This is a genomic window from Gemmobacter serpentinus, from assembly GCF_008973825.1.
Lineage (GTDB): Bacteria > Pseudomonadota > Alphaproteobacteria > Rhodobacterales > Rhodobacteraceae > Gemmobacter > Gemmobacter serpentinus.
Map to the genome: position 1 here is coordinate 1 of NZ_WCHR01000050.1, position 19,840 is coordinate 19,840.

At 64.9% G+C, this 19,840-nt stretch carries 19 protein-coding genes; 16 read left to right on the forward strand and 3 right to left on the reverse strand.

What is annotated here, in order from left to right:
- The first annotated feature begins 268 nt into the window (after nucleotides 1-268).
- The 6 genes from ytfQ (at nucleotide 269) to GBJ34_RS19575 (ending at nucleotide 6,699) form a co-directional block, all read left to right on the forward strand.
- A complete protein-coding gene (gene ytfQ, locus GBJ34_RS19550; RefSeq protein ID WP_151720859.1) occupies nucleotides 269-1,228 on the forward strand; it encodes a galactofuranose ABC transporter, galactofuranose-binding protein YtfQ in 960 nt (319 codons plus the stop codon).
- Between the two features lie 114 nt (nucleotides 1,229-1,342).
- On the forward strand, nucleotides 1,343-2,872 hold the full coding sequence (locus tag GBJ34_RS19555) for a sugar ABC transporter ATP-binding protein (protein ID WP_151720860.1): 1,530 nt from the start codon (nucleotides 1,343-1,345) through the stop codon (nucleotides 2,870-2,872).
- An 11-nt stretch (nucleotides 2,873-2,883) separates the two neighbouring features.
- Nucleotides 2,884-3,888 carry an ABC transporter permease gene (locus GBJ34_RS19560; RefSeq protein WP_226341291.1) on the forward strand — a complete coding sequence of 335 codons (1,005 nt, stop codon included), beginning with the start codon at nucleotides 2,884-2,886 and terminating at the stop codon, nucleotides 3,886-3,888.
- A complete protein-coding gene (gene yjfF, locus GBJ34_RS19565; protein WP_151720862.1) occupies nucleotides 3,885-4,868 on the forward strand; it encodes a galactofuranose ABC transporter, permease protein YjfF in 984 nt (327 codons plus the stop codon). The genes GBJ34_RS19560 and yjfF overlap by 4 nt, the downstream gene beginning before the upstream one ends.
- Nucleotides 4,865-5,710, forward strand: coding sequence for an SMP-30/gluconolactonase/LRE family protein (locus GBJ34_RS19570; protein WP_151720863.1), 846 nt, complete (start codon nucleotides 4,865-4,867; stop codon nucleotides 5,708-5,710). Before yjfF ends, GBJ34_RS19570 begins: the two co-directional genes overlap by 4 nt.
- Nucleotides 5,707-6,699: an aldose epimerase family protein gene (locus GBJ34_RS19575; RefSeq protein ID WP_151720864.1), complete on the forward strand. Its 993-nt coding sequence runs from the start codon at nucleotides 5,707-5,709 to the stop codon at nucleotides 6,697-6,699. The genes GBJ34_RS19570 and GBJ34_RS19575 overlap by 4 nt, the downstream gene beginning before the upstream one ends.
- 142 nt (nucleotides 6,700-6,841) lie before the next feature.
- Here the strand turns inward: GBJ34_RS19575 and GBJ34_RS19580 are convergent, their stop codons facing one another.
- On the reverse strand, nucleotides 6,842-7,669 hold the full coding sequence (locus tag GBJ34_RS19580) for an AraC family transcriptional regulator (protein ID WP_151720865.1): 828 nt from the start codon (nucleotides 7,667-7,669) through the stop codon (nucleotides 6,842-6,844).
- A gap of 65 nt (nucleotides 7,670-7,734) precedes the next feature.
- Here GBJ34_RS19580 and GBJ34_RS19585 point away from each other — a divergent pair, with 65 nt between their 5' ends.
- Complete coding sequence (locus GBJ34_RS19585; RefSeq protein WP_151720866.1) at nucleotides 7,735-9,165, forward strand: SLC13 family permease; 1,431 nt, start codon at nucleotides 7,735-7,737, stop codon at nucleotides 9,163-9,165.
- 20 nt (nucleotides 9,166-9,185) lie between these two features.
- On the opposite strand, the gene GBJ34_RS19590 is transcribed toward GBJ34_RS19585, so the two are convergent.
- A complete protein-coding gene (locus GBJ34_RS19590; RefSeq protein ID WP_226341292.1) occupies nucleotides 9,186-9,821 on the reverse strand; it encodes a DsbA family protein in 636 nt (211 codons plus the stop codon).
- 169 nt (nucleotides 9,822-9,990) lie between these two features.
- Between GBJ34_RS19590 and GBJ34_RS19595 the strand changes: the two genes are divergently transcribed.
- The 9 genes from GBJ34_RS19595 to GBJ34_RS19635 all read left to right on the forward strand — a co-directional run bounded on the left by GBJ34_RS19595 (nucleotide 9,991) and on the right by GBJ34_RS19635 (nucleotide 18,781).
- Nucleotides 9,991-10,368, forward strand: coding sequence for a hypothetical protein (locus GBJ34_RS19595; protein ID WP_151720867.1), 378 nt, complete (start codon nucleotides 9,991-9,993; stop codon nucleotides 10,366-10,368).
- A gap of 168 nt (nucleotides 10,369-10,536) precedes the next feature.
- Nucleotides 10,537-11,361: a class I fructose-bisphosphate aldolase gene (locus GBJ34_RS19600; protein WP_151720868.1), complete on the forward strand. Its 825-nt coding sequence runs from the start codon at nucleotides 10,537-10,539 to the stop codon at nucleotides 11,359-11,361.
- A gap of 18 nt (nucleotides 11,362-11,379) precedes the next feature.
- Nucleotides 11,380-12,537, forward strand: coding sequence for a Gfo/Idh/MocA family protein (locus GBJ34_RS19605; protein ID WP_151720869.1), 1,158 nt, complete (start codon nucleotides 11,380-11,382; stop codon nucleotides 12,535-12,537).
- Complete coding sequence (locus GBJ34_RS19610; protein WP_151720870.1) at nucleotides 12,534-13,202, forward strand: D-lyxose/D-mannose family sugar isomerase; 669 nt, start codon at nucleotides 12,534-12,536, stop codon at nucleotides 13,200-13,202. Before GBJ34_RS19605 ends, GBJ34_RS19610 begins: the two co-directional genes overlap by 4 nt.
- A gap of 8 nt (nucleotides 13,203-13,210) precedes the next feature.
- Nucleotides 13,211-14,215: a carbohydrate kinase family protein gene (locus GBJ34_RS19615; RefSeq protein ID WP_151720871.1), complete on the forward strand. Its 1,005-nt coding sequence runs from the start codon at nucleotides 13,211-13,213 to the stop codon at nucleotides 14,213-14,215.
- 66 nt (nucleotides 14,216-14,281) lie between these two features.
- Nucleotides 14,282-15,241, forward strand: a complete 960-nt coding sequence (locus tag GBJ34_RS19620; protein ID WP_151720872.1) for a substrate-binding domain-containing protein — start codon at nucleotides 14,282-14,284, stop codon at nucleotides 15,239-15,241.
- 71 nt (nucleotides 15,242-15,312) lie between these two features.
- Nucleotides 15,313-16,815 (forward strand): sugar ABC transporter ATP-binding protein, encoded by a 1,503-nt coding sequence (locus GBJ34_RS19625; RefSeq protein WP_226341293.1) that lies wholly within the window; start codon nucleotides 15,313-15,315, stop codon nucleotides 16,813-16,815.
- A complete protein-coding gene (locus GBJ34_RS19630; RefSeq protein ID WP_151720873.1) occupies nucleotides 16,812-17,807 on the forward strand; it encodes an ABC transporter permease in 996 nt (331 codons plus the stop codon). The genes GBJ34_RS19625 and GBJ34_RS19630 overlap by 4 nt, the downstream gene beginning before the upstream one ends.
- Nucleotides 17,804-18,781 (forward strand): hypothetical protein, encoded by a 978-nt coding sequence (locus tag GBJ34_RS19635; RefSeq protein ID WP_151720874.1) that lies wholly within the window; start codon nucleotides 17,804-17,806, stop codon nucleotides 18,779-18,781. Before GBJ34_RS19630 ends, GBJ34_RS19635 begins: the two co-directional genes overlap by 4 nt.
- Here the strand turns inward: GBJ34_RS19635 and GBJ34_RS19640 are convergent.
- Entirely contained in the window at nucleotides 18,748-19,767 is a 1,020-nt protein-coding gene (locus GBJ34_RS19640) for a LacI family DNA-binding transcriptional regulator (protein WP_151720875.1), read from the reverse strand. The two genes, GBJ34_RS19635 and GBJ34_RS19640, sit on opposite strands and share 34 nt — an antisense overlap.
- Nucleotides 19,768-19,840 lie beyond the last annotated feature (73 nt).

Below are 19,840 nucleotides of genomic sequence, written 5' to 3' on the forward strand. Positions count from 1 at the left end.
CTGCACCACGCCCATGTCACCGGCGCCGATACCGGTGCCGATCTCGACTTCCTCAAGGGACAACGCGGCAGAGATGTCGGAAAGGATTCGCATTGAGGAAGGCCATGCCGCGCACGGCCGTTGCGCGACCGTTACGCGGCTTGGGGGGTGACGAAATCGGGCCGCTGCCTGCAAGGGCAGTCAGGTCTGCAATACCGCCGGGGCAAGGCTCGCTCCGGTTCACGACGCCGGAAGAGGACCGGCACAACATCACTAGGGAGAGGACGACATGACCATCAAGACCCTGCTTTCCAGCGCCGCCTTCGTCGCGCTGGCCGCCACCTCGGCCATGGCCGATGGCAAGGTGATCGGTTTCTCGCAGATCGGCTCTGAATCGGGCTGGCGCGCGGCGGAAACCTCGCTGACCAAATCGCAATCCGAAGAGCGCGGCTATCAGCTGCAATTCTCGGATGCGCAGCAGAAACAGGAAAACCAGATCGCCGCGCTGCGCTCGTTCATCGCGCAAGGCGTTGATGCGATCCTGATCGCGCCGGTCGTCGCAACCGGCTGGGACGCCGTGCTGCAAGAGGCCAAAGAGGCCGAGATCCCGGTTGTCCTGCTGGACCGTATGGTGGACAGCGATCCGTCGCTTTACCTGACCGCTGTGGGGTCGAACCTGGTCCATGAGGGCGAAGTTGCGGGCAAGTGGCTGGCCGATACGGTGGCTGGCAAGGAGTGCCGCATCGTGGAACTGCAAGGCACCACCGGCTCCTCGCCCGCCATCGACCGCAAGAAGGGCTTCGAGCAAGGCATCGCAGGCCATGCGAACCTCTCGATCGTGCAAAGCCAGACCGGCGACTTCACCCGCAGCTTGGGCAAGGAAGTCATGGAAAGCTTCCTGCAGGCCGAAAATGGCGGCAAGGATATCTGCGCGCTTTATGCCCATAATGACGACATGGCGGTCGGTGCCATCCAGGCCATCAAGGAAGCCGGCCTGAAGCCGGGGACCGACATTCTGGTCGTCTCCATCGATGCCGTGCCCGATATCTTCAAGGCCATGGCCGATGGCGAAGCCAATGCGACGGTCGAGCTGACCCCGAACATGGCAGGCCCGGCCTATGACGCGCTGGAAGCCTTCTGGAAAGACGGCACCGAGCCCGCCAAGTTCATCCAGACCGAGTCGAAGCTGTATACCCAGGCCGATGATCCGGCGGGCCAATATGAAGCCCGCAAGGGTCTGGGTTACTGATATCATCCAAGCGGTCCGGGTCGCGCCTTGGGCGCGGCCCGGTCTGTTTTGATCCTGCCCCTCTTGCCATTGCACATGGGGCATGGATGCAGGGCCAGTTGAGGGAGTTGGGCCATGCTGCTTTCGATCCGGTCTCTGACCAAGACATTTCCCGGCACAAGGGCGCTGGATGATGTGTCATTCGATCTGCGCGCGGGCGAGGTTCACGCCCTGCTGGGCGAGAATGGCGCGGGCAAGTCCACATTGATCAAATGCCTGACCGGCGCCTATCAGCGCGACGGTGGCACGGTGGTGCTGGAGGGCGCGGAGATCGCGCCGCGCTCAACCGTGGAGGCGCAGGATCTGGGCATTGGCACGGTCTATCAGGAGGTCAACCTGCTGCCCAATCTGACGGTGGCGCAGAACCTGATGTTCGGGCGCGAACCGCGCCGCTTTGGCATGATCAATGCCCGCGCGATGCGCGTGCAGGCGCAGGCGATGCTGGCCCAATACGGGCTGGATGTGAATGTCGACCGGGATCTGGGCAGCTATTCGGTGGCGATCCAGCAGATCATCGCCATTGCCCGCGCCGTTGCGCTGTCGGGCAAGGTGCTGATCCTGGACGAGCCGACCGCAAGCCTTGACGCCCGCGAAGTGCAGATGGTTTTCGATGTGGTGCGCGGCCTGCGCGCCAAGGGGCTTGGCATCGTCTTCGTGTCGCATTTTCTGGATCAGGTGTTCGATCTGACAGACCGCATCACCGTTCTGCGCAATGGCCGTTACATCACCACCGAAGACACGGCGACGCTGGACCGTGTGCGCCTGATCGAACATATGCTGGGCCGCACCCTGCAGGACGAGGTGCTGCACAATCCGCCCCCCGATCGCGGCCCGCGCCCGGCCATGCTGAAATTCGAGGGCTTCGGGCGGCGCGGCGTGATAGAGCCGTTCAATCTTGAGATCGGCGCGGGTGAGGTCGTGGGCCTTGCCGGTCTGCTGGGATCGGGGCGCACCGAAAGCGCCGAGGCGATGTTCGGCATCCGGCCCGCGCAAAGCGGCAGCGCGCAGGATCAGAACGGCGCACTGGATCTGTCATCGCCGGGCAAGGCCATCGCGCAACGCTTTGGCTTTGCGCCCGAAGATCGCAAGACCGACGGGATCGTGGCCGATCTGTCGATCCGCGAGAATATCATTCTGGGGTTGCAGGCCCGGCTGGGCTGGGCCCGCCCCATCCCGCGCGCGGAGCAGAACCGCATCGCGGATGACTATATCAGGCGTCTCGACATCCGCACCTCGGGCCGGGAAAAGCGCATCGGGGATCTGTCGGGCGGCAACCAGCAAAAGGTGGTGCTGGCGCGCTGGCTTGCGATGAACCCGCGTTTCCTGATCCTGGATGAACCCACGCGCGGCATCGATGTCGGTGCCCATGCCGAGATCCTGCATCTGATCCATGAACTGGTCGAACAGGGCATGTCGCTGCTGGTGATCTCGTCCGAACTGGACGAGCTGATCGCGGTGTCGAACCGGGTCATCGTGCTGCGCGACCGCCGCCATATCGCGGAGTTGAAGGGCCAGGACATCACTGGCGAGGCGATCATGCGCGCCATCGCCGCCAGTGACACAACCGAGCAGAGTGACATACCCAACCAGAAGGTAACAGGCTGATGCAGGACGCCATGAGACGCCTTGCCCCGCAACTGATCGCGCTGGCGGCCCTGATGCTGCTGGTCACGCTGTTCTATCCGGGCTTTCTGTCCATCTCGGTCAATGACGGGCGGCTGGTCGGGCCGATGATCGATGTGCTCAAGCGCAGCGCGCCGGTGGCCCTGCTGGCCATCGGCATGACGCTGGTGATCGCCACCAAGGGGATCGACCTTTCGGTCGGTGCCACCATGGCGATCTGTGGCGCGACCGCCGCCTATGCGATCAGCGCGGGCTATGGTCTTGTGCCCGCCTTGCTGCTGGCACTGGTGGCGGGGCTGCTTGCGGGGCTGTGGAACGGGGTTCTGGTGGCACTGGTCGGCGTGCAGCCCTTTGTCGCCACGCTGATCCTGATGACGATGGGGCGCGGCATCGCGCAACTGATCACCGAAGGCCGCATCCTGACCTTTACCGATCCGGCGATGGCCTATCTGGGATCGGGCTCGCTTCTGGGCCTGCCGGTGCCCACATGGATCTGGCTGTTTGCTGCGGTGCTGACCACGCTGTTGATGCGGCGCACCGCCCTTGGCATGTTGATTGAATCGGTGGGGATCAACCGCCGCGCCTCCGCCCTTGCCGGGGTGAATGCGACCGTGCTGCTGATCGCGGTCTATATGGCGATGGGGGTCTGCGCCGCGCTGGCCGGAATGATCGTGACCGCCGATATCCGGGGGGCTGACGCCAACAATGCAGGGCTGTGGCTGGAACTGGACGCGATCCTGGCCGTGGTGATCGGCGGCAATTCCCTGCTGGGCGGGCGGTTCTCGATCGCGGCCTCGGTGATCGGTGCGCTGATCATCCAGACCATCAGCATCGGCATCCGGCTGGCCGGCTTTCCGTCCGAATACAACCTTGTGATCAAGGCGGTGCTGGTGCTGGTTATCCTTGTGCTGCAATCGCCGCGCATCATGGCCGAATGGCGCTACTGGCGCGAAAGCCAGCGCCGCAACGTCAAGCCGGAAGGAAAGGCCGCGCCATGAACATCTCGCTCAACACCCGCGCCCTGCCGCTTTATGTGACCATCGGCATCTTTCTGGTGGCCTATCTGATCTGCTGGCTGCAATTCCCCAACATGCTGTCGACAAGGGTGATCGGCAACCTGCTGACCGACAATGCCTATCTTGGCATCGTGGCGGTCGGCATGACGCTGGTGATCCTGTCGGGCGGCATTGATCTGTCGGTGGGCTCGGTCATTGCCTTTTCCGGGGTCTTCATCGCGGTGATGCTGCGCGATACCGGACTGCACCCGCTGCTGGTCTTCGGGATCCTGCTGATCCTGACCACGGGTTTCGGGGCGCTGATGGGTTGGCTGATCCACTGGCTGGTGATGCCCGCCTTCATCGTGACGCTGGCGGGCATGTTCCTTGCGCGCGGCGGGGCCTATCTTCTGTCCATCGACTCCGTCCCGATCCAGCATGAGTTCTACAAGACCCTGCAATCGGCCTATTGGCTGATGCCGGGCAAGGGGCGGCTGACCCTGATCGGTGTGCTGATGCTGGCGGTGTTTCTGGTCGGCATCATCGTGGCCCACAAGACCCGCTTCGGCACCAGCGTCTTCGCGCTTGGCGGGGGCGAGGCGACGGCACGGCTGATGGGGGTGCGTCAGGGCCGCACCACGGTGCTGGTCTATGCCTTTTCCGGGCTGATGGCGGGCCTCTCCGGTATCGTCTTCTCGGTCTATACCGGGTCGGGCTATTCGCTGGCCACGGTCGGGACCGAACTGACCGCGATTGCCTGCGTGGTCATCGGTGGCACGTTGCTGACCGGGGGCGCGGGCTATATGTTCGGCACGCTGGTCGGTGTGCTGACCATGGGATTGATCCAGACTTACATCGTGTTTGACGGCAGCCTGTCGTCGTGGTGGACCAAGATCGTCATCGGCTTCTTGCTGCTTGCGTTCATCCTGCTGCAAAAGGGGCTGGTGAAGCTGTCGCAAAAGGGCATGGTGACCAAGGTATGAGCGTGGCGTTTGATGACAGGGTGTGCGAACTGGGCGAGGGGGTGTTCTGGCACCCGGCGCGCGGGCAGTATTTCTGGTTCGACATCCTGAACCGCCGCCTGTTGACGCGCGGCGCAAACGGCCCGCAGGACTGGCGCTTTGACCGGATGGTCTCGGCCGCGGGCCGGATCGATGACAACCGGCTGCTGGTCGCCACCGAGACCGGCCTTGCCGTGCTGGATCTGGAGACCGGGACCCTGACCCCGCATGTCGCGGTGGAGGAGGACCGGCCCGAAACCCGGTCGAATGACGGCCGCGCAGACCGGCAGGGCGGCTTCTGGTTCGGCACCATGGGCAAGCAGGCCCAGGATGGCGCCGGTTCGATCTACCGCTATTATCGCGGGCGGGTGGAGCGGCTGTTTGCGGGCGTGACCATCCCCAACGCGATCAGCTTTGCCCCTGACGGGCGGCTGGCCTATTTTGCCGATACCGCGCTTGGGCGGGTCTGGTCACAGCAACTGGACGCAGAAGGCTGGCCCGAGGGCGAGCGCCAGCTGTTTCTGGATCTGCAATCCGAAGGGCTGAATCCCGATGGCGCGGTCTGCGACAGCGAAGGCGGGCTTTGGGTCGCGAAATGGGGTGCCGGTGCTGTGATGCGCTATAGCCCGCAAGGTAAACGCACGCATCAGGTGACGGTCGGCGGCGTGCACAGCTCCTGCCCGGCCTTTGGTGGTTCCGATCTGTCCGAGATGCTGGTGACCACCGCGCAAGAGGGGATCGGTAACCCCGATGCAGCACAGGGCCTGCCCTATCTGATCCGCCCCGGCTTCCGGGGTCTTCCTGAGCCTCTGGTGATCCTGTGACCGCAATCGAGATATTCGACCACCTGCCCGATGGCCGCGCGGTGCGGGCGATCCGCCTGCGCGGACCACGCCTTGCGGCCACGATCCTGACATTGGGGGCAACGGTGCAGGATCTGCGTCTGGACGGGGTCGCGCATCCGTTGGTGCTGGGCTATCCTGCAATTGCGCCCTATCTCGGCCCGGGGCGCTATGTCGGCGCGCTTGTCGGCCGCTTTGCCAACCGGATCGCGGGCGCCCGTTTCACGCTGGACGGGCGGGAATATCCGCTGGATCGCAATGAATTCGGCCGGCAGATGCTGCATGGCGGCAGCGATGGCATCCATCAGCATCTGTGGCAGGTGACCGATCTGGCCGCAGATCGCGTAACCATGGTGCTGGATCTGCCCGATGGCCATATGGGCTTTCCCGGAAATGTGGTGATCCGGGTCACCATCTCGGTCGCAGATGCGGCGCTGTCCTTCGAGATGCAGGCGCAAAGCGATGCGGCCACCCCATTCAATCTGGCGCATCATGGCTATTTCGCGCTGGATGCAGGGGGCGACATCCGCGACCAACACCTCCAGATTGCGGCGGATCATTATCTGCCCATCGATGGAAATCTGATCCCGACCGGGCAGATCGCGCCTGTGGCCGGAACGGACTTCGATTTCCGCAAGACCCGGCGGATTGGATCCACAGGCTATGACCATAACTTCTGCCTGTCATCCGCGCGGCAACCCCTGCGCCCTGTCGCCCGCCTGGTCGGGCAAGACGGTGTCGCGATGCTGGTGGAAACCACGGAATGCGGCATCCAGGTCTATGATGGCCGCCATTTTAGCGGGGTGGCAGGGCTGACGGGGGTGGAATACGGGCCCTATGCCGGCATCGCGCTCGAAACCCAGGGCTGGCCCGATGCCCCCAACCAACCCGCCTTCCCGGACTGCATCCTGCGCCCCGGACAGGATTGGCGCAGTCAGACCCGCTATGTCTTTTCCGCGCCTCCTGCTTAAGACCGGGGTGTTTCAGACCCTAGCACCTTGAGCCGGGGCGCATCAATTTGGCGGCCGTCAGAACGATGTCCCTCAGGCCTCGCCCCATCCGACAGGGGTCGCGACGCGTTCCGCCGGGCAGCGCGTTCGAATGCGCCGCCAATCACCCCGCCTGCGCCCCCTGCAAAAACTTCTGCGGTGGCAGGCCGAAATGCGCGCGAAAGGCCGCAACAAAGGCACTTGGGCTGCGATAGCCCAGCGACCATGCGATGGCCGTGCTGCTTTGCCCTTGATGCAGCGCCTCGACCGCCGCCAAAAGGCGCAAACGGCCGCGCCATTGCCGGAAATTCAGGCCGGTTTCCTTGCGAAACAACCGCTCCAGCGTGCGGGGCGAAGCCGCAGCCAGCAGGGCCAGATCGGTCAACGGGCGCGGATCGGCAGGATGGGCCACCAGATGGCGGGTCACCCGGGTGAGGCGGCTGTCCTGCCCGCCCGGCAGGCTCAGCGGTGCCTCTTGCAGCCGCGCGATCTCGTCCAGCGTGACCTCGGCCAGATTGCGCAGACTCGCGTCGAAGGCCTGCGCAGTGTCGCTCTCTCCCAACCGCAGGATCAGTGCGCGTGCCAGCGTGGTCAGCATCAAGACCACGCAGCCACCGCCCCTTCCCTTCGCCTGACCGGACCGGGGATCGCGCGAGGGATCGACGTAAAGGTTCAGCAATTCGGCCCGGGTTTCGCAAACCATGTGATGCGCCATGCCGCCGGGGATCCAGACCGCATGGCTGGGCGGCACGATCCAGACGCCATGACCATCGGTGACCCGCAACACCCCTTCCACCGCCCAAAGCAATTGCCCGCGCGGATGGTTGTGCATTGCCACCGATTGTCCGGCGGTCAAACTGCGTCGATGCGCCAGCACAGGTCGCGCAGGATCCAGCACATAGGCGGTGCCGCTTGGCGTGAAGTTTGGCGTCTCAGCGATATCTGTTGGCATGATACCAGACTATGACATATCCCCGCAGGAGGCTAGGGTCGCGCCAAGTGACAAGGAACCCCAAGATGCAACCCCCCGTTCCCGCCCCCGGCCCTGCTGCTGTGTCTGCCTTGCCGTTGAAACCGGCCTTGGTCGCCCTGATCGCGGCCTTCGGGCTGTGGATCAGCCTGATGCCGCCCGCAGGTCTCACACCGACACAGGCGCAGACCCTTGGCATCGTGCTGCTGACCCTGACCCTTTGGGGCACCGCCGTCGTGCCGGGCTATCTGGCCAGCATGATCTTCTTTTCAGCGGTGATCGTGCTGCATCTGGCCCCAGCAGAAATGGTCTTTGCCGGTTTTGGCTCCACCGCTGTCTGGCTGATCGTGTCGGGCTTCGTGATCGGGGCCGCGATCTCGGTCTCGGGACTGGGGCAGCGGCTGGCCGATCTGATCGCGCCGATGCTGACCGGCAGCTATCCGCGCCTGATCGGTGGGTTGATGCTGGTCTCGATGCTGCTCGGGTTCCTGATGCCCTCCTCGGTGGGGCGCGCGGTGGTGCTGGTGCCCATCGGCATGGCTTTGGCCGATCGCGTGGGCTTTGGCCCCGGATCGAAAGGAAGGATCGGCATCGCCGCCGTGCTGGCCATCGGCTGCAACATGCCCAGCTTCGCGATCCTGCCCTCCAACATTCCCAACATGGTGCTGACCGGCGCGGCAGAGACGATCCATGGCGCGCATTTCGGCTATATGGAATATCTGCTGCTGCACTATCCCGTGCTGGGCATCGCAAAAGGGCTGGCAACCGTGCTGCTGGTGATCTGGCTGTTTCCGGCCAGGATCACCGAAAGCACCGACCATGCCACATCCGATAGCGCCCCGCGCGCCAAGGTCAGTGGTGCGGTGCAGGCGCGGGTCGCCGTGATCCTGCTGGCCACGCTGGCCCTGTGGATGACCGACAGCTTGCATGGCATCAACGCCGCCTGGGTCGGGATGATCGCGGCCTCGCTGCTGCTGATGCCAAAGATCGGGGTGGTGACGCCACCTGCCTTCAAGGCCTCGGTCGATTTCGGGCTGCTGATGTTTGTGGCGGGCGCGCTGGCGCTTGGGACGCTGGTCAATGTCTCAGGCCTAGGGGCGCTGCTGGGGCAGGCACTGGAACAGCTCCTGCCGCTGGACCACGGGGCTGCCGCGCTGAATTTCATGTCCCTGTCGGTCATGTCGACGGTGACCGGCCTGTTCACCACGGTGCCGGGTGTGCCCGCCGTGCTGACACCGATGGCGGGCGATCTGGCGGCACAGACCGGGTTCGACCTGCGGGCCGTGCTGATGACGCAGGTCGTGGGGTTTTCCACGATCCTGTTCCCCTATCAGATCAGCCCGCTGGTGCTGGCGATGCAGCTGTCCGGCGAAAGGCTGGGCCATCTGCTGCGCATCACCCTGCCCTTGGCCGTGGTCACGGTGACCCTGCTGATGCCGCTGGATTACCTGTGGTGGCACCTGCTGGGCTGGGTCTGATCCAGCCCAGCAGGTGCCCCTCAGGCCAATTCCTTGCGGGCCTGCGCCACCAATGCCTGCAGATCCTTCAGCTTCTGGCCACCAAACCGACCATCATTGCCCGCTATGAAATAGGGCGTGCCCGCCAGTTCCATATGATCGGCCAGCATACTGGACTGGGCGATATGTGACAGCACGGCATCCGATTCCATATCGCGTTTCAGCCGTGCCAGATCCAGACCGACATCCTGCGCGGCCACCAGAACCGAGGCCTCTTCCGCCCTGCCCCGGATTGACATCAGGGCCGTATGCATCTGCCAGTATTTGCGCTGCTTCATGGCGGCAAGCGAGGCCTGCGCCGCAAAATACGACCCCTCGCCAAAGATCGGCCATTCTCGGAACACCACCCGCAATTTCGGATCTGCCGCGATCAGCGACCGGATCACCGGCACGGCCTTGCGGCAATAAGGGCAATTGTAATCGAAAAACTCAGTCAGGGTGACATCGCCCGATCCGTTGCCAAGAACCGGCGGCTTTCCCTCGTGCTCCAACGCGCGACGCAGCTCTGCGGGCATCGGCGGATTGCCCTCGGTCGCGCCCGGCACCACGCCCAGCCACAGTGCCCCGGCCGATACCGCCCCCATGGCCATTACCCTGCGCCTGTCGATCCCGCTCATGCCCGCTCTCCGCTGCAACCGCCATTTGCGGCCTTTGTGCGGGCAGGTCGCCCGCCATGCAAGGCCTGCGGGCATGACGCGGCGTCACGGGCCCGTGATGGAACCCGCCCGCCCGCTGCCGTGTTGTCTTCGCGAAACGAACAGCTTTGCCAGTGACAGGAGATCTGAGATGGCTGACCCGAAGACCGAAATGGCAGAAGACCTGCGCGCAGATCTGGAAAAGCAGATCAGCGATCTGAAACGCGAGATGTCGCGCATGGGCAAATCGCTTGCCGCCCGCGCAGGCGATGCCGCTGGCCGCGCCTCGGAAGTATTGGACGATGCCGGTGATGCCGCCAGTGACGCGCTGGAAGTGACCCGCAGCCGCGCCCGCCGCCTTGGCCACCGCGTCAGCCACCAAGCCCATGCCGCCGCGCATCAGATGCGCGAAAACCCCGGCACCACGGCGGTTGTCCTGTCCAGCGTGGCGGTGCTTGGCCTTGTGGCCGGGCTGATCCTGGGCAATGCCGTGGGCGGTGGCAGCCGCGCCTCTTCGCGCTGGCTCTGACCTGACGCACCCCAGGACGGCAATCTTTGTACTGAACAAGGCCCGGGTCCGCGCGACCCGGGCCTTGGCATGTCCATAGGCCTTGCCCTCCATTCCGCAAAGGGGCTTGACTCGATGCCCCGCTGCGGTGAATTGTGTGGAAACGTTTTCACATGAGGGAGGACACTCATGAAAGCCGCACGCTTCAACCGCCTTTTCGGCACTTCCGGCAATTGCTTCGACGTGGCGATCGACCACGGCATGTTCAATGAGAAGACCTTCCTCGGTGGGATCGAGAACATGCACGAGGCGGTGCGCATCGTGGCCGATGCCAGCCCTGATGCGATCCAGCTGCCGCCGGGCACCGCACCGATCCTGCAATCGATCAAGGGCAAGCACCGCCCGGCGCTGGTGCTGCGCACCGATATCGCCAATGTCTATGGCAACCCGCTGCCGCGCAGCCTGTTTTCCGAGGTGATCGACCGCCCGGTGGAACAGGCCGTTGCGCTGGATGCGGCCTGTGTCGTGGTCAACCTGCTGCTGCTGCCCGATCAGCCCGAACTTTATCATGCCTGTGTGCGCAACGTGAACGGGCTGAAGCGCGAATGCGAACGCTATGGGATGCCGCTGATGGTGGAACCCCTTGTGATGCAGGACAATTCCAAGGGCGGCTATATGGTGAACGGCGATATCGACCTGATCCTGCCGTTGGTGCGGCAAGCGGTCGAACTGGGTGCCGATATCATCAAGGCCGATCCTTGCGACAATGTGCAGGATTATCACCGCGTGATCGAGATCGCGCAGGATATTCCGGTTCTGGTGCGCGGCGGCGGCAAGGTCTCGGATCGTGAGATCCTGGAACGCACGGCCGAGCTGATGAAGCAGGGCGCGCGCGGCATCGTCTATGGCCGCAATGTGATCCACAACGCAAATCCCGCGGGCATTACCCGCGCGCTGATGGCCGTGGTGCATGAAAATGCCAGCGCCGATGCCGCCATGGCGCATCTGGCCTGATCGCGAAGGGGGGGGATCATGGCAGGCAAGATCATCCGCTTCGGCATCATCGGCTGCGGGCTGATGGGGCGGGAACTGGCCAGCGCCGCCGCGCGCTGGCTGCATCTGAGCGACGCGAAGGCCCGGCCCGAGATCGTGGCGGTCTGCGACACCAATCCGGGCCTGATGGACTGGTTCGCCACCCATCTGCCCAGCGTGCGCCAGACCACCACCGATTATCGTGAGCTGCTGGCCAATCCCGAGGTCGACGCCGTCTATTGCGCAGTGCCGCATGTCCTTCATGCCGAGATCTATCCGCAGATCCTTGCCGCCGGGAAACACCTGTTCGGCGAGAAGCCCTTCGGGATGGATGCCGGGCAGAATGCGGTGATCGATGCGGCGGTAAAGGCGCATCCGGATGTTCTGGTGCGCTGCTCCTCCGAGATGCCGTTCTATCCCGGCGCGCAGCGGGTGATCGATTTCGTGCGCCAGGGCCATATCGGTGAGGTGCTGGAGGTCGAGGCCGCCTTCCTGCATTCCTCCGACATCAACCCTGACAAGCCGATCAACTGGAAACGCATGATCGGCGTGAATGGCGAATATGGCTGCATGGGCGATCTGGGGATGCATGTGCTGCATGTGCCGCTGCGCCTTGGCTGGCGCCCCGAAAGCGTCAGCGCCAGCCTTGTGAAACGGGTGACCACCCGCCCCGATGGCAAGGGCAACCGCGTCCCCTGCGAGACATGGGACAATGCGACCATCACCGGCACCGTGCCCGCCGCAGGCGGGGATTTCCCGCTGGTGCTGAAAACCTGGCGGATCGCGCCTGGCGAAAGCAATACCTGGTCGATCCGGGTGCTGGGCATGAAGGGTTCGGCCTTCTTCACCACCAAATCGCCGCGGCAATGGCAGTTCATGCGCTATGAGGCGGGCGGGCCGCAATGCTGGCAGGTGGAGGATCTGGGCTATCAATCCGTCTTCCCGACCATCACCGGCGGTATCTTTGAATTTGGCTTTACCGATGCGATCCAGCAAATGTGGGCCGCCTTCATCGATGAGCTTGAGGGCGGCACTGCCAATGGCTTCCATTGCGCCACGCCGCAGGAAGCGGCTGACCATCACGCCGTGCTGACCGCCGCCCTTGAGGCGGGCAAGACCGGGCAAGTGGTGCCCGTGGCCTATGGGCCGCGCGCATGAAACGGTCAGAGATCAACGCGGCTCTGATCCGGGCCGAGGCCATGCTGGCGCAATACCAGTGGCACCTGCCCGACTGGGCCGCATGGGGGCCCGCAGATCACGCGCGGGAGCCCGACCTTGCCGCCTTTCTGCGCGCGCGCCAGCTTGGATGGGACGTGACCGATTTCGGTCTGGGCGATTTCGCGGCGCAGGGTCTGGTGCTGTTTTGCGCCCGCAATGGCGCGCAGGGCGATCCGACCTCCCTGCCCTATGCCGAAAAGCTGCTATTCGTGCGTGAGGCCCAGGTCACGCCCTTCCATGCCCACAAGGTCAAACTGGAAGACATCATCGTGCGCGGCGGCGGCAATTTGATGGTTGCCTTCTCGCCCGAGGGGGCTTTTGACGAAAGCCCGGTTCTGGTCGATGGCCGCGCGGTTGCGGCTTTTGACGGCCCGATCCGGTTGCGCCCGGGGCAAGGCATCACCATCCCGCGTGGGATGCAGCACAGCTTCTGGGGCGAACCCGGCGCGGGCGATGTCTTTGTGGCCGAAGTCAGCCAATGCAATGACGACCTGACCGACAACTTCTTCCGCGATCCGGTCGGGCGTTTCACCGCCATCGAGGAAGACGCAGCCCCCCATCGTCTGCTCTGGAATGAAGACCCGTCGGGGGGCGGGTTGACGTGACGGGGTCGATGCTGAAGGGAGGCGGCATCGTCTGCGCCGGAAACTGGATCGTCGATATCGTCCATACGCTGGACCGCTGGCCCGCGAAAAGCGACCTTGTCCATATTCTGGACGAGGTTGAAGGCGTCGGCGGCGGGGCGGCCAATGTCGTGCTGGATCTGGCCGCGTTTGGCACCGGCCTGCCGCTGTTTGCGACCGGGTTGATCGGGCAGGACCGCCATGCGGGCACTGTCCGGCGCGCCTGTGCAACCGGGGGTGTGGCCGATACCTGGCTGATCGACAGCGATGCGGTGGCCACCGCCCATACCCATGTGATGAACCTGCCCGGCGACAGCCGGACCTTCCTCTATCATGGCGGGGCGAATGACCATCTGACCTCTGACATGATCCCGGTCGAGGATCTGGCGGCACAGGGTGCCCGGCTGTTCTATCTGGGCTATCTGAACCTGCTGGCCCGCCTTGATGCTATTGGCCCTGACGGGCGCACCGGCGCCGCGCATCTGCTGGCGCGTGCCCGGGCTGCAGGGCTGGTCACCTGTGTCGATCTGGTCTCGTCCGACGGGCCGGGCTTCCGCCCCACGGTGGAGGCGACGCTGGCCGAGATCGATTACCTGTTCCTGAATGAAGTGGAGGCCGCGCGCGCCACCGGCCTGACCATTGCAGGCCCTGATGACCTGCCGGGGCTTGAGGCCGCTGGCCGCGCCCTGCTGGCGGCGGGCGTGGCCCGCGCGGTGATCCTGCATTCGCCCGCCATGGCGCTATGGCTACCCAAGGATGGCGCGGCGATCCGCCAAGCGCCCGATCCTGTGGCGCCCGCCGATATCGTCAGCCCCGTGGGCGCGGGCGATGCGTTCTGCGCCGGCGTGCTGCTTGGCATCCATGACGGCTGGACGCCGCTGGATGCGCTGACGCTGGGCCATCGCGCGGCGGCGGCCTCGCTCCGTTCACCCACGGCCACCGGCGGCATCCCGCCGCTTTCACATCTGATGCCCGATATCCCCGTAAGGCCATAGGGAGTGGCCGCAGCGGAGGGGAGACCGCGAAGACCAAACACACGTCCATCATGGGAGGAGACCATAATGACCACGAAACGCACGCTTCTGAAGGGCACGATTGCGGCCCTTGCCCTCGGCCTCGCGCTGCCTGCCTTTGCGCAGGACAAGCCGGTGATCGCCAGCATCGTCTTCCAGGGCGATTCCTTCATGAAATCGCTGCAACAAGGTATCCGCGACGGGGCCGAGGCGGGCGGCGCCGAGGTGCTGGAGATCAATATCGACGGCGATCAGGCCAAAGAGACCGAGGCGATCGACACCTATATCGCCCGCAAGGTAAATGCGATCGTGATCGCGCCGCTTTCGGCCTCCAACTCCGCCGGGGCACTGAAACGCGCGAAAGATGCGGGCATCACCATTGTTGCCCTGAACGGCGGGCTGGACGACAAATCCATCGCGGCCGCGACCTTCTCAACCTCCAACACCGATCTCGGCAAGACTTCGGGCGAGGCGGCCGCGAAGTTCATCACCGAACGCCTTGGCGGCACGGCCAGCATCGGCATCCTCGGCTTTTCATCGCTGCTGCCGGAACAAAGCGGCCAGCGCACCGGCGGTTTCAAGGAGGCCGCCGCGGTCGGCAACACGGTTGAGGTGGTGACGGAACAGGATGCATGGCTGCCCGAAAAGGCCGTCACGGTCGCGACCGACATCATGACTGCAAACCCCGGCATCAACGTGATCTTCGCCGCCAATGAAGGCGGCACGATCGGCGCGATGCAGGCGGTGCGCAATGCGGGCAAGGCGGGCCAGGTCTTTGTCTTCGGCATCGACGGGTCCGAGCAGCTGGCCAAGGGCCTGATGGCGGGCGACGACGTGCTGCAGGCCGTCACCGCGCAATCGCCGCGCGAGATGGGCAAGATGGGTGCTGAAGCCGCGCTGAAAGTCCTGAAGGGCGAGACGGTCGAGGCGGAAACCGTTGTGCCGACCCTGCCGCTGAACCGCGCCGATCCCGCCGGGATCGAGGCTTTTGTGGCCTCGCTGAAATAAGCGCGACCCGCCGCCCGGATGTGCAACGACACCTCCGGGCGGCCTTTCTGACAAGATCAAGGGGGGCACAGGTGGCCGCAATAGATCTGCGTTTGCAGGGGCTGACGCGCCATTACGGCGCGGTGCGCGCGCTGGACGATTTCAGCCATGTCTTCACCGGCGGTCAGGTCCATGCGCTGATCGGCAAGAACGGTTCTGGCAAAAGCACCTTCATCAAGATGATCTCGGGTGCCACGCCCCCAAGCCGCGGCACGATCTGGCTGGGCGACCGGCCGGTCAGCTTACGCAGCCCGCAAGAGGCGCTGCAAGCCGGCATCGTCACCGTCCATCAGGAACTGAGCCTTGTCCCCGGCCTGTCGGTGGCCGAAAACATCTTTCTGGGCCGCCTGCCCAAACGCGGCGGGTTGATCGACTGGTCCGCCCTGCACAGCCGGGCAAGCGCCCTGCTGCAGGAGATGGGTGCCGCAGAGATTGACCCGCATCAGCCGGTTGAAACCCTGTCGGTCGGTCGGCAACAGGTGGTGGAAATCGTCAAGGCCTCCAGTCTTGATCCGCGCATCCTGCTGCTGGACGAACCGACTTCGGCCCTGGCCAGCCATGAGGTGGAGCAGTTGTTCGGGCTGGTGCGCAAGCTGAAGGCGCGCGGCGTCACCATCATCTATATCTCGCATCGTCTGGCCGAACTGCCGCAGATCGCCGATACGGTGACCGCGCTGCGCGACGGCATCCATGCGGGATCGCTGCCCATAGCCGAGGCCACGCCGCCGCGCATCCTTGACATGATGTTCGGCGATCTGCCGCCGCTGGATCGCCCCGACCACAGCCCCGGTCTTGAGCCGCTGCTGGAGGTGCGCAATCTGCGCCTTGCGCCCTGGATCGAGGATGTCAGTTTCACCCTGCACAAAGGCGAGGTTCTGGGCATCGCCGGGATGCTGGGATCGGGACGGACCGAGATCCTGCACACGATCTTTGGCGCGCGGGCGCAGGATGCGGGCCATATCCTGCTGGACGGGCGCGAGATCGGCACCCTGTCGCTGCCCGCGCGCAAGGAAGCGGGCCTGGCCTATGCGTCCGAGGATCGCAAACAAGCCGGGCTGGTCCTCGATCACGCGATCCATACCAATCTGGTTACCGCCCCCCTGCGCCGCATCGCGCAGCGCGGGCTGACATGGATGGGGCTGGAACGCCCGCATGTCGACCGCCAGATCGCCGATCTGCAAATCAAGGTATCGGACGCGCGGCTGCCGGTTTCGTCGCTGTCAGGCGGCAACCAGCAAAAGGTCGTGGTGGGCAACTGGTTGAACACCGCGCCGCGTGTGCTGCTGCTGGACGAGCCGGGGCGCGGTGTCGATGTGCAGGCCAAGCGCCAGATCTACCAGATCATCTGGGATCAGGCGGCGCGTGGCCTCTCGTCCATCGTTGTCTCGACCGAGCTTGAAGACCTTGCTGAATGCTGTGACCGGGTTCTGGTGCTGCGCGACGGGCGCATCACCGCCGAATTCGCCGGGACCGGCCTCGATCCCAAATCGCTTTACGCCGCCACCATGGCGCAACCTGAAGGGACACGCGCATGACCGCCCGCCCCACACCAGAGTCTGGATCCAATGCGGCGGCCCTGCCCGCCCTGCTGCGGCGTCATTCGATGCTGATCATCCTGATCGCCTTCTACATTCTTGTGGCCTTTACCGGGCGCGGCTTCCTGAGCATCGACAACCAGTTGAACATCCTGCGCACCGTGGCGGTGCCGGGGATGATCGCCTTCGGCATGACGCTGGTCATCATCGTGGGCGAGATCGACCTGTCGGTGGGATCGATGGTGGCCGTCTCGGCCTGTATCACCGCCTGGATGGTGCGCTTGTTGTCGGGTGGCGCGATGGAGCCTTCGGTTCTGGTGGTGATGGCTGCCATGGTGATCGCTCTTGGCTTTGCCGCGCTGATCGGCATGTTCAACGGCTTTTTGCGCCGCCGTATTGGCGTTCCGACCTTCATCTCGTCGCTGGCGATGATGGCGACGCTGGCGGGGGTTGCGAACCTGATCACCGGCGGCTCACCCATCGAAAGTTTCCCGTCCTGGTATTACATCATCGGCAGCGGGCGGTTCCTGGGTGTGCCGGTGCCGGTCTATCTGCTGGGGCTGGCCTTTGCCTTCACCTTCATCCTGACCAATTACACCGCCCTTGGCCGCGAGATTTACGCCGTCGGCGGCAATATCGAGGCCGCGCGCCTGTCAGGCATCAATGTCTGGCGCACCAAGACAATCTGCCTTGTCATCACCTGCGTCTTCGCGGCCATTGGCGGCATCGTCTACTCCTCACTGATCAATTCCGGCAATTCCTCCATCGCGCGCGGGCTGGAGCTGGAGGTGATCTCGGCCTGTATCATTGGCGGCGTCAGCCTGTTTGGTGGCAAGGGCTCGATCTGGGGCGCCTTCATCGGGGTGCTGTTTCTGGGCGTGCTGCTGAACGCGATGACGCTTTGGGGCTTCAACCCCTATGCGCAGCAGGTGGTGAAGGGGGCGCTGATCCTTGGCGCGGTCTTCGTGAACTTCGCGATCGAGCGGCGATGAGCGTGCCGCGCCTGACATGGAACGGCGGCGAGGCGGGGTTGCAACCCTTGGGCGCGATGATCGACGGGCTGCGCCTGCGTCTGCCGGACGGACGGATGGTCACGCCGCTGGCCACAGCCCCTTGGGCGGATGATCCCGCCCTGCCCGGCATCATGCGGCGGCTGCGGGGCGAATGGCCCTGTGTGCCCTTCGGATCCGAGGATCTGGTGCCGCTGCCCGCCCGCTGGCCGCAGCCCTCGGGCGCAGCAGTCGCGCCGCACGGGCATGGATCGAACCATGACTGGGTGGTGACGCAAGACGGCAGCGGCCTGCACGCAGTCATCGACTATCCCGATACCGCCCCCATCCATAGGCTGGAACGGTTGTTACAGCCAGATGGGGCGGGTGTCGTGATGACGCTGCGGGTCACCCCACGCCGTGATTGCTGCCTGCCCATTGCGCTGCATCCGGTGCTGCGCCTGCCCGACACGGCCGGCGCGGCCCGGCTGGATGTCGGGCAACACAAAGCGGTCTGGTCCCACCCGCAGATGCCCCCCGCCGATCCCTGCCCGCTGGCCCCCGACCATGTCTCGCCCGCGTTGACGCAGATGCGGCGCGCGGATGGCGGCGCGATCGACCTGACCCGCCTGCCACTGGAAGAGGCCGCAGAATGCCGCGTGCTGATCCCCGATGCAGAGGGCCATGCCAGCCTGTCGCATCTGCAAGAGGACTGGAAGGTCACGCTGGATTGGGACAGGGCCGATTTCCCCGGCCTCATGCTTTGGGTCAGCAATCGGGGCCGCGCCCATGCGCCATGGAACAGCCGCCATCTGGCGCTTGGGGTGGAGCCCTGCCGCGCCGCCTTTGATCTGGGCCAGACGGTCTCGGCCGCAGTCAACCCGCTGGCGGATGTGATGCCGACGGTGCAGACCTTCCATGCGGGGCAGGTCTGGGAAAGCCGTTACCGGATCGGGGTCGCGCCGCTGACGGATTGAGTCGTGCCGCGCAGCACGAAGCGCAGGCCAAGTTCCTCGGACGCGGTCTCGGCGGCTTCGTCCCCTGCGATCAGCGCCAGCAATTCCGCCACAGCCTGACGCCCGATGGCGCGGATCGGCTGCGCTACGGTGGTCAGTTGCGGCACAACGAAGCGCGCGGCGGGCAGATCGTCAAAGCCGGTCACCGACACATCGCCCGGCACCCGCATCCCGCGCGCAGTGGCGGCATGGATCGCACCGATGGCCGCGATATCAGTGGTGCCCAGAATGGCGGTCGGACGGTGGCCTTCGGCGAACAGCCCCGCCATCAGATCGCGACAGGCCTCGAATGTGTGGGTCTCGCCAAGCGCGGTGCACAGCGGCGCAAGCCCCGCCGCCGCCAGTGCCGCCCGCGCCCCGGCCATACGTTCCTGAATGGGCCAGCTATGCCCCGGCGCGCCGATCAGCGCGAAATCACGATGACCAAGCGCCAGCAGATGCTCCACCGTCATGCGCAGGCCCAGCCGGTGATCGGCATGGACGACATGGGGCGTCACATCCGGCAAGGGCCGGTCGATGGCCACGATGGGGATCCCCGCATCGCGCAACCGTCGGAACGCCCCTGCCTCTTGCGTCACGCTGACCGCCAGCACCCCGTCCACCCGCTGCGCGAGCAGCGCCGAGACATAATGCGCCTCGCGCTCCGGGTCTTCGGCGGTGGAGCAGATCATCGCGGTATAGCCGCGCGCAAACAGCGCCTGTTCCACCTCATGCGCCAGAATGCCGAAGAAATGCAGATCCAGCGCCGGCAGGACCAGTGCGATCATCCGGCTTTCCTGCGTGCGCATCTGCCGGGCACCTGCATTGGGCTGAAAGCCGGTTTCGCGCACCGCCGCCTCGACCCGCGCGCGCATCTCCGCAGAGACATAGCCCGAATTGTTCAGCACCCGCGACACCGTGGCGATCGACGTGCCCGAAAGCCGCGCAATATCCCGGATGCCTGCCATTCCATCCCTGCCCTGAGATTTGGGTGTTCCCGAAACGGGCCTATCCAGTCGCCTGCCGCATTTCAAGGGCAAG

Excerpts from the sequence above, each read along its gene's own strand:
- GBJ34_RS19585 (WP_151720866.1), top strand. The coding sequence starts at position 7,735 with ATGCAACCCCCCGTTCCCGCCCCCGGCCCTGCTGCTGTGTCTGCCTTG.
- GBJ34_RS19630 (WP_151720873.1), top strand. The coding sequence starts at position 16,812 with ATGACCGCCCGCCCCACACCAGAGTCTGGATCCAATGCGGCGGCCCTG.
- GBJ34_RS19580 (WP_151720865.1), bottom strand. The coding sequence starts at position 7,669 with ATGCCAACAGATATCGCTGAGACGCCAAACTTCACGCCAAGCGGCACC.
- yjfF (WP_151720862.1), top strand. The coding sequence starts at position 3,885 with ATGAACATCTCGCTCAACACCCGCGCCCTGCCGCTTTATGTGACCATC.
- GBJ34_RS19635 (WP_151720874.1), top strand. The coding sequence starts at position 17,804 with ATGAGCGTGCCGCGCCTGACATGGAACGGCGGCGAGGCGGGGTTGCAA.
- GBJ34_RS19640 (WP_151720875.1), bottom strand. The coding sequence starts at position 19,767 with ATGGCAGGCATCCGGGATATTGCGCGGCTTTCGGGCACGTCGATCGCC.
- GBJ34_RS19595 (WP_151720867.1), top strand. The coding sequence starts at position 9,991 with ATGGCTGACCCGAAGACCGAAATGGCAGAAGACCTGCGCGCAGATCTG.
- GBJ34_RS19620 (WP_151720872.1), top strand. The coding sequence starts at position 14,282 with ATGACCACGAAACGCACGCTTCTGAAGGGCACGATTGCGGCCCTTGCC.
- GBJ34_RS19560 (WP_226341291.1), top strand. The coding sequence starts at position 2,884 with ATGAGACGCCTTGCCCCGCAACTGATCGCGCTGGCGGCCCTGATGCTG.
- GBJ34_RS19605 (WP_151720869.1), top strand. The coding sequence starts at position 11,380 with ATGGCAGGCAAGATCATCCGCTTCGGCATCATCGGCTGCGGGCTGATG.
- GBJ34_RS19555 (WP_151720860.1), top strand. The coding sequence starts at position 1,343 with ATGCTGCTTTCGATCCGGTCTCTGACCAAGACATTTCCCGGCACAAGG.
- GBJ34_RS19590 (WP_226341292.1), bottom strand. The coding sequence starts at position 9,821 with ATGAGCGGGATCGACAGGCGCAGGGTAATGGCCATGGGGGCGGTATCG.
- GBJ34_RS19570 (WP_151720863.1), top strand. The coding sequence starts at position 4,865 with ATGAGCGTGGCGTTTGATGACAGGGTGTGCGAACTGGGCGAGGGGGTG.
- GBJ34_RS19615 (WP_151720871.1), top strand. The coding sequence starts at position 13,211 with ATGCTGAAGGGAGGCGGCATCGTCTGCGCCGGAAACTGGATCGTCGAT.
- ytfQ (WP_151720859.1), top strand. The coding sequence starts at position 269 with ATGACCATCAAGACCCTGCTTTCCAGCGCCGCCTTCGTCGCGCTGGCC.
- GBJ34_RS19600 (WP_151720868.1), top strand. The coding sequence starts at position 10,537 with ATGAAAGCCGCACGCTTCAACCGCCTTTTCGGCACTTCCGGCAATTGC.
- GBJ34_RS19610 (WP_151720870.1), top strand. The coding sequence starts at position 12,534 with ATGAAACGGTCAGAGATCAACGCGGCTCTGATCCGGGCCGAGGCCATG.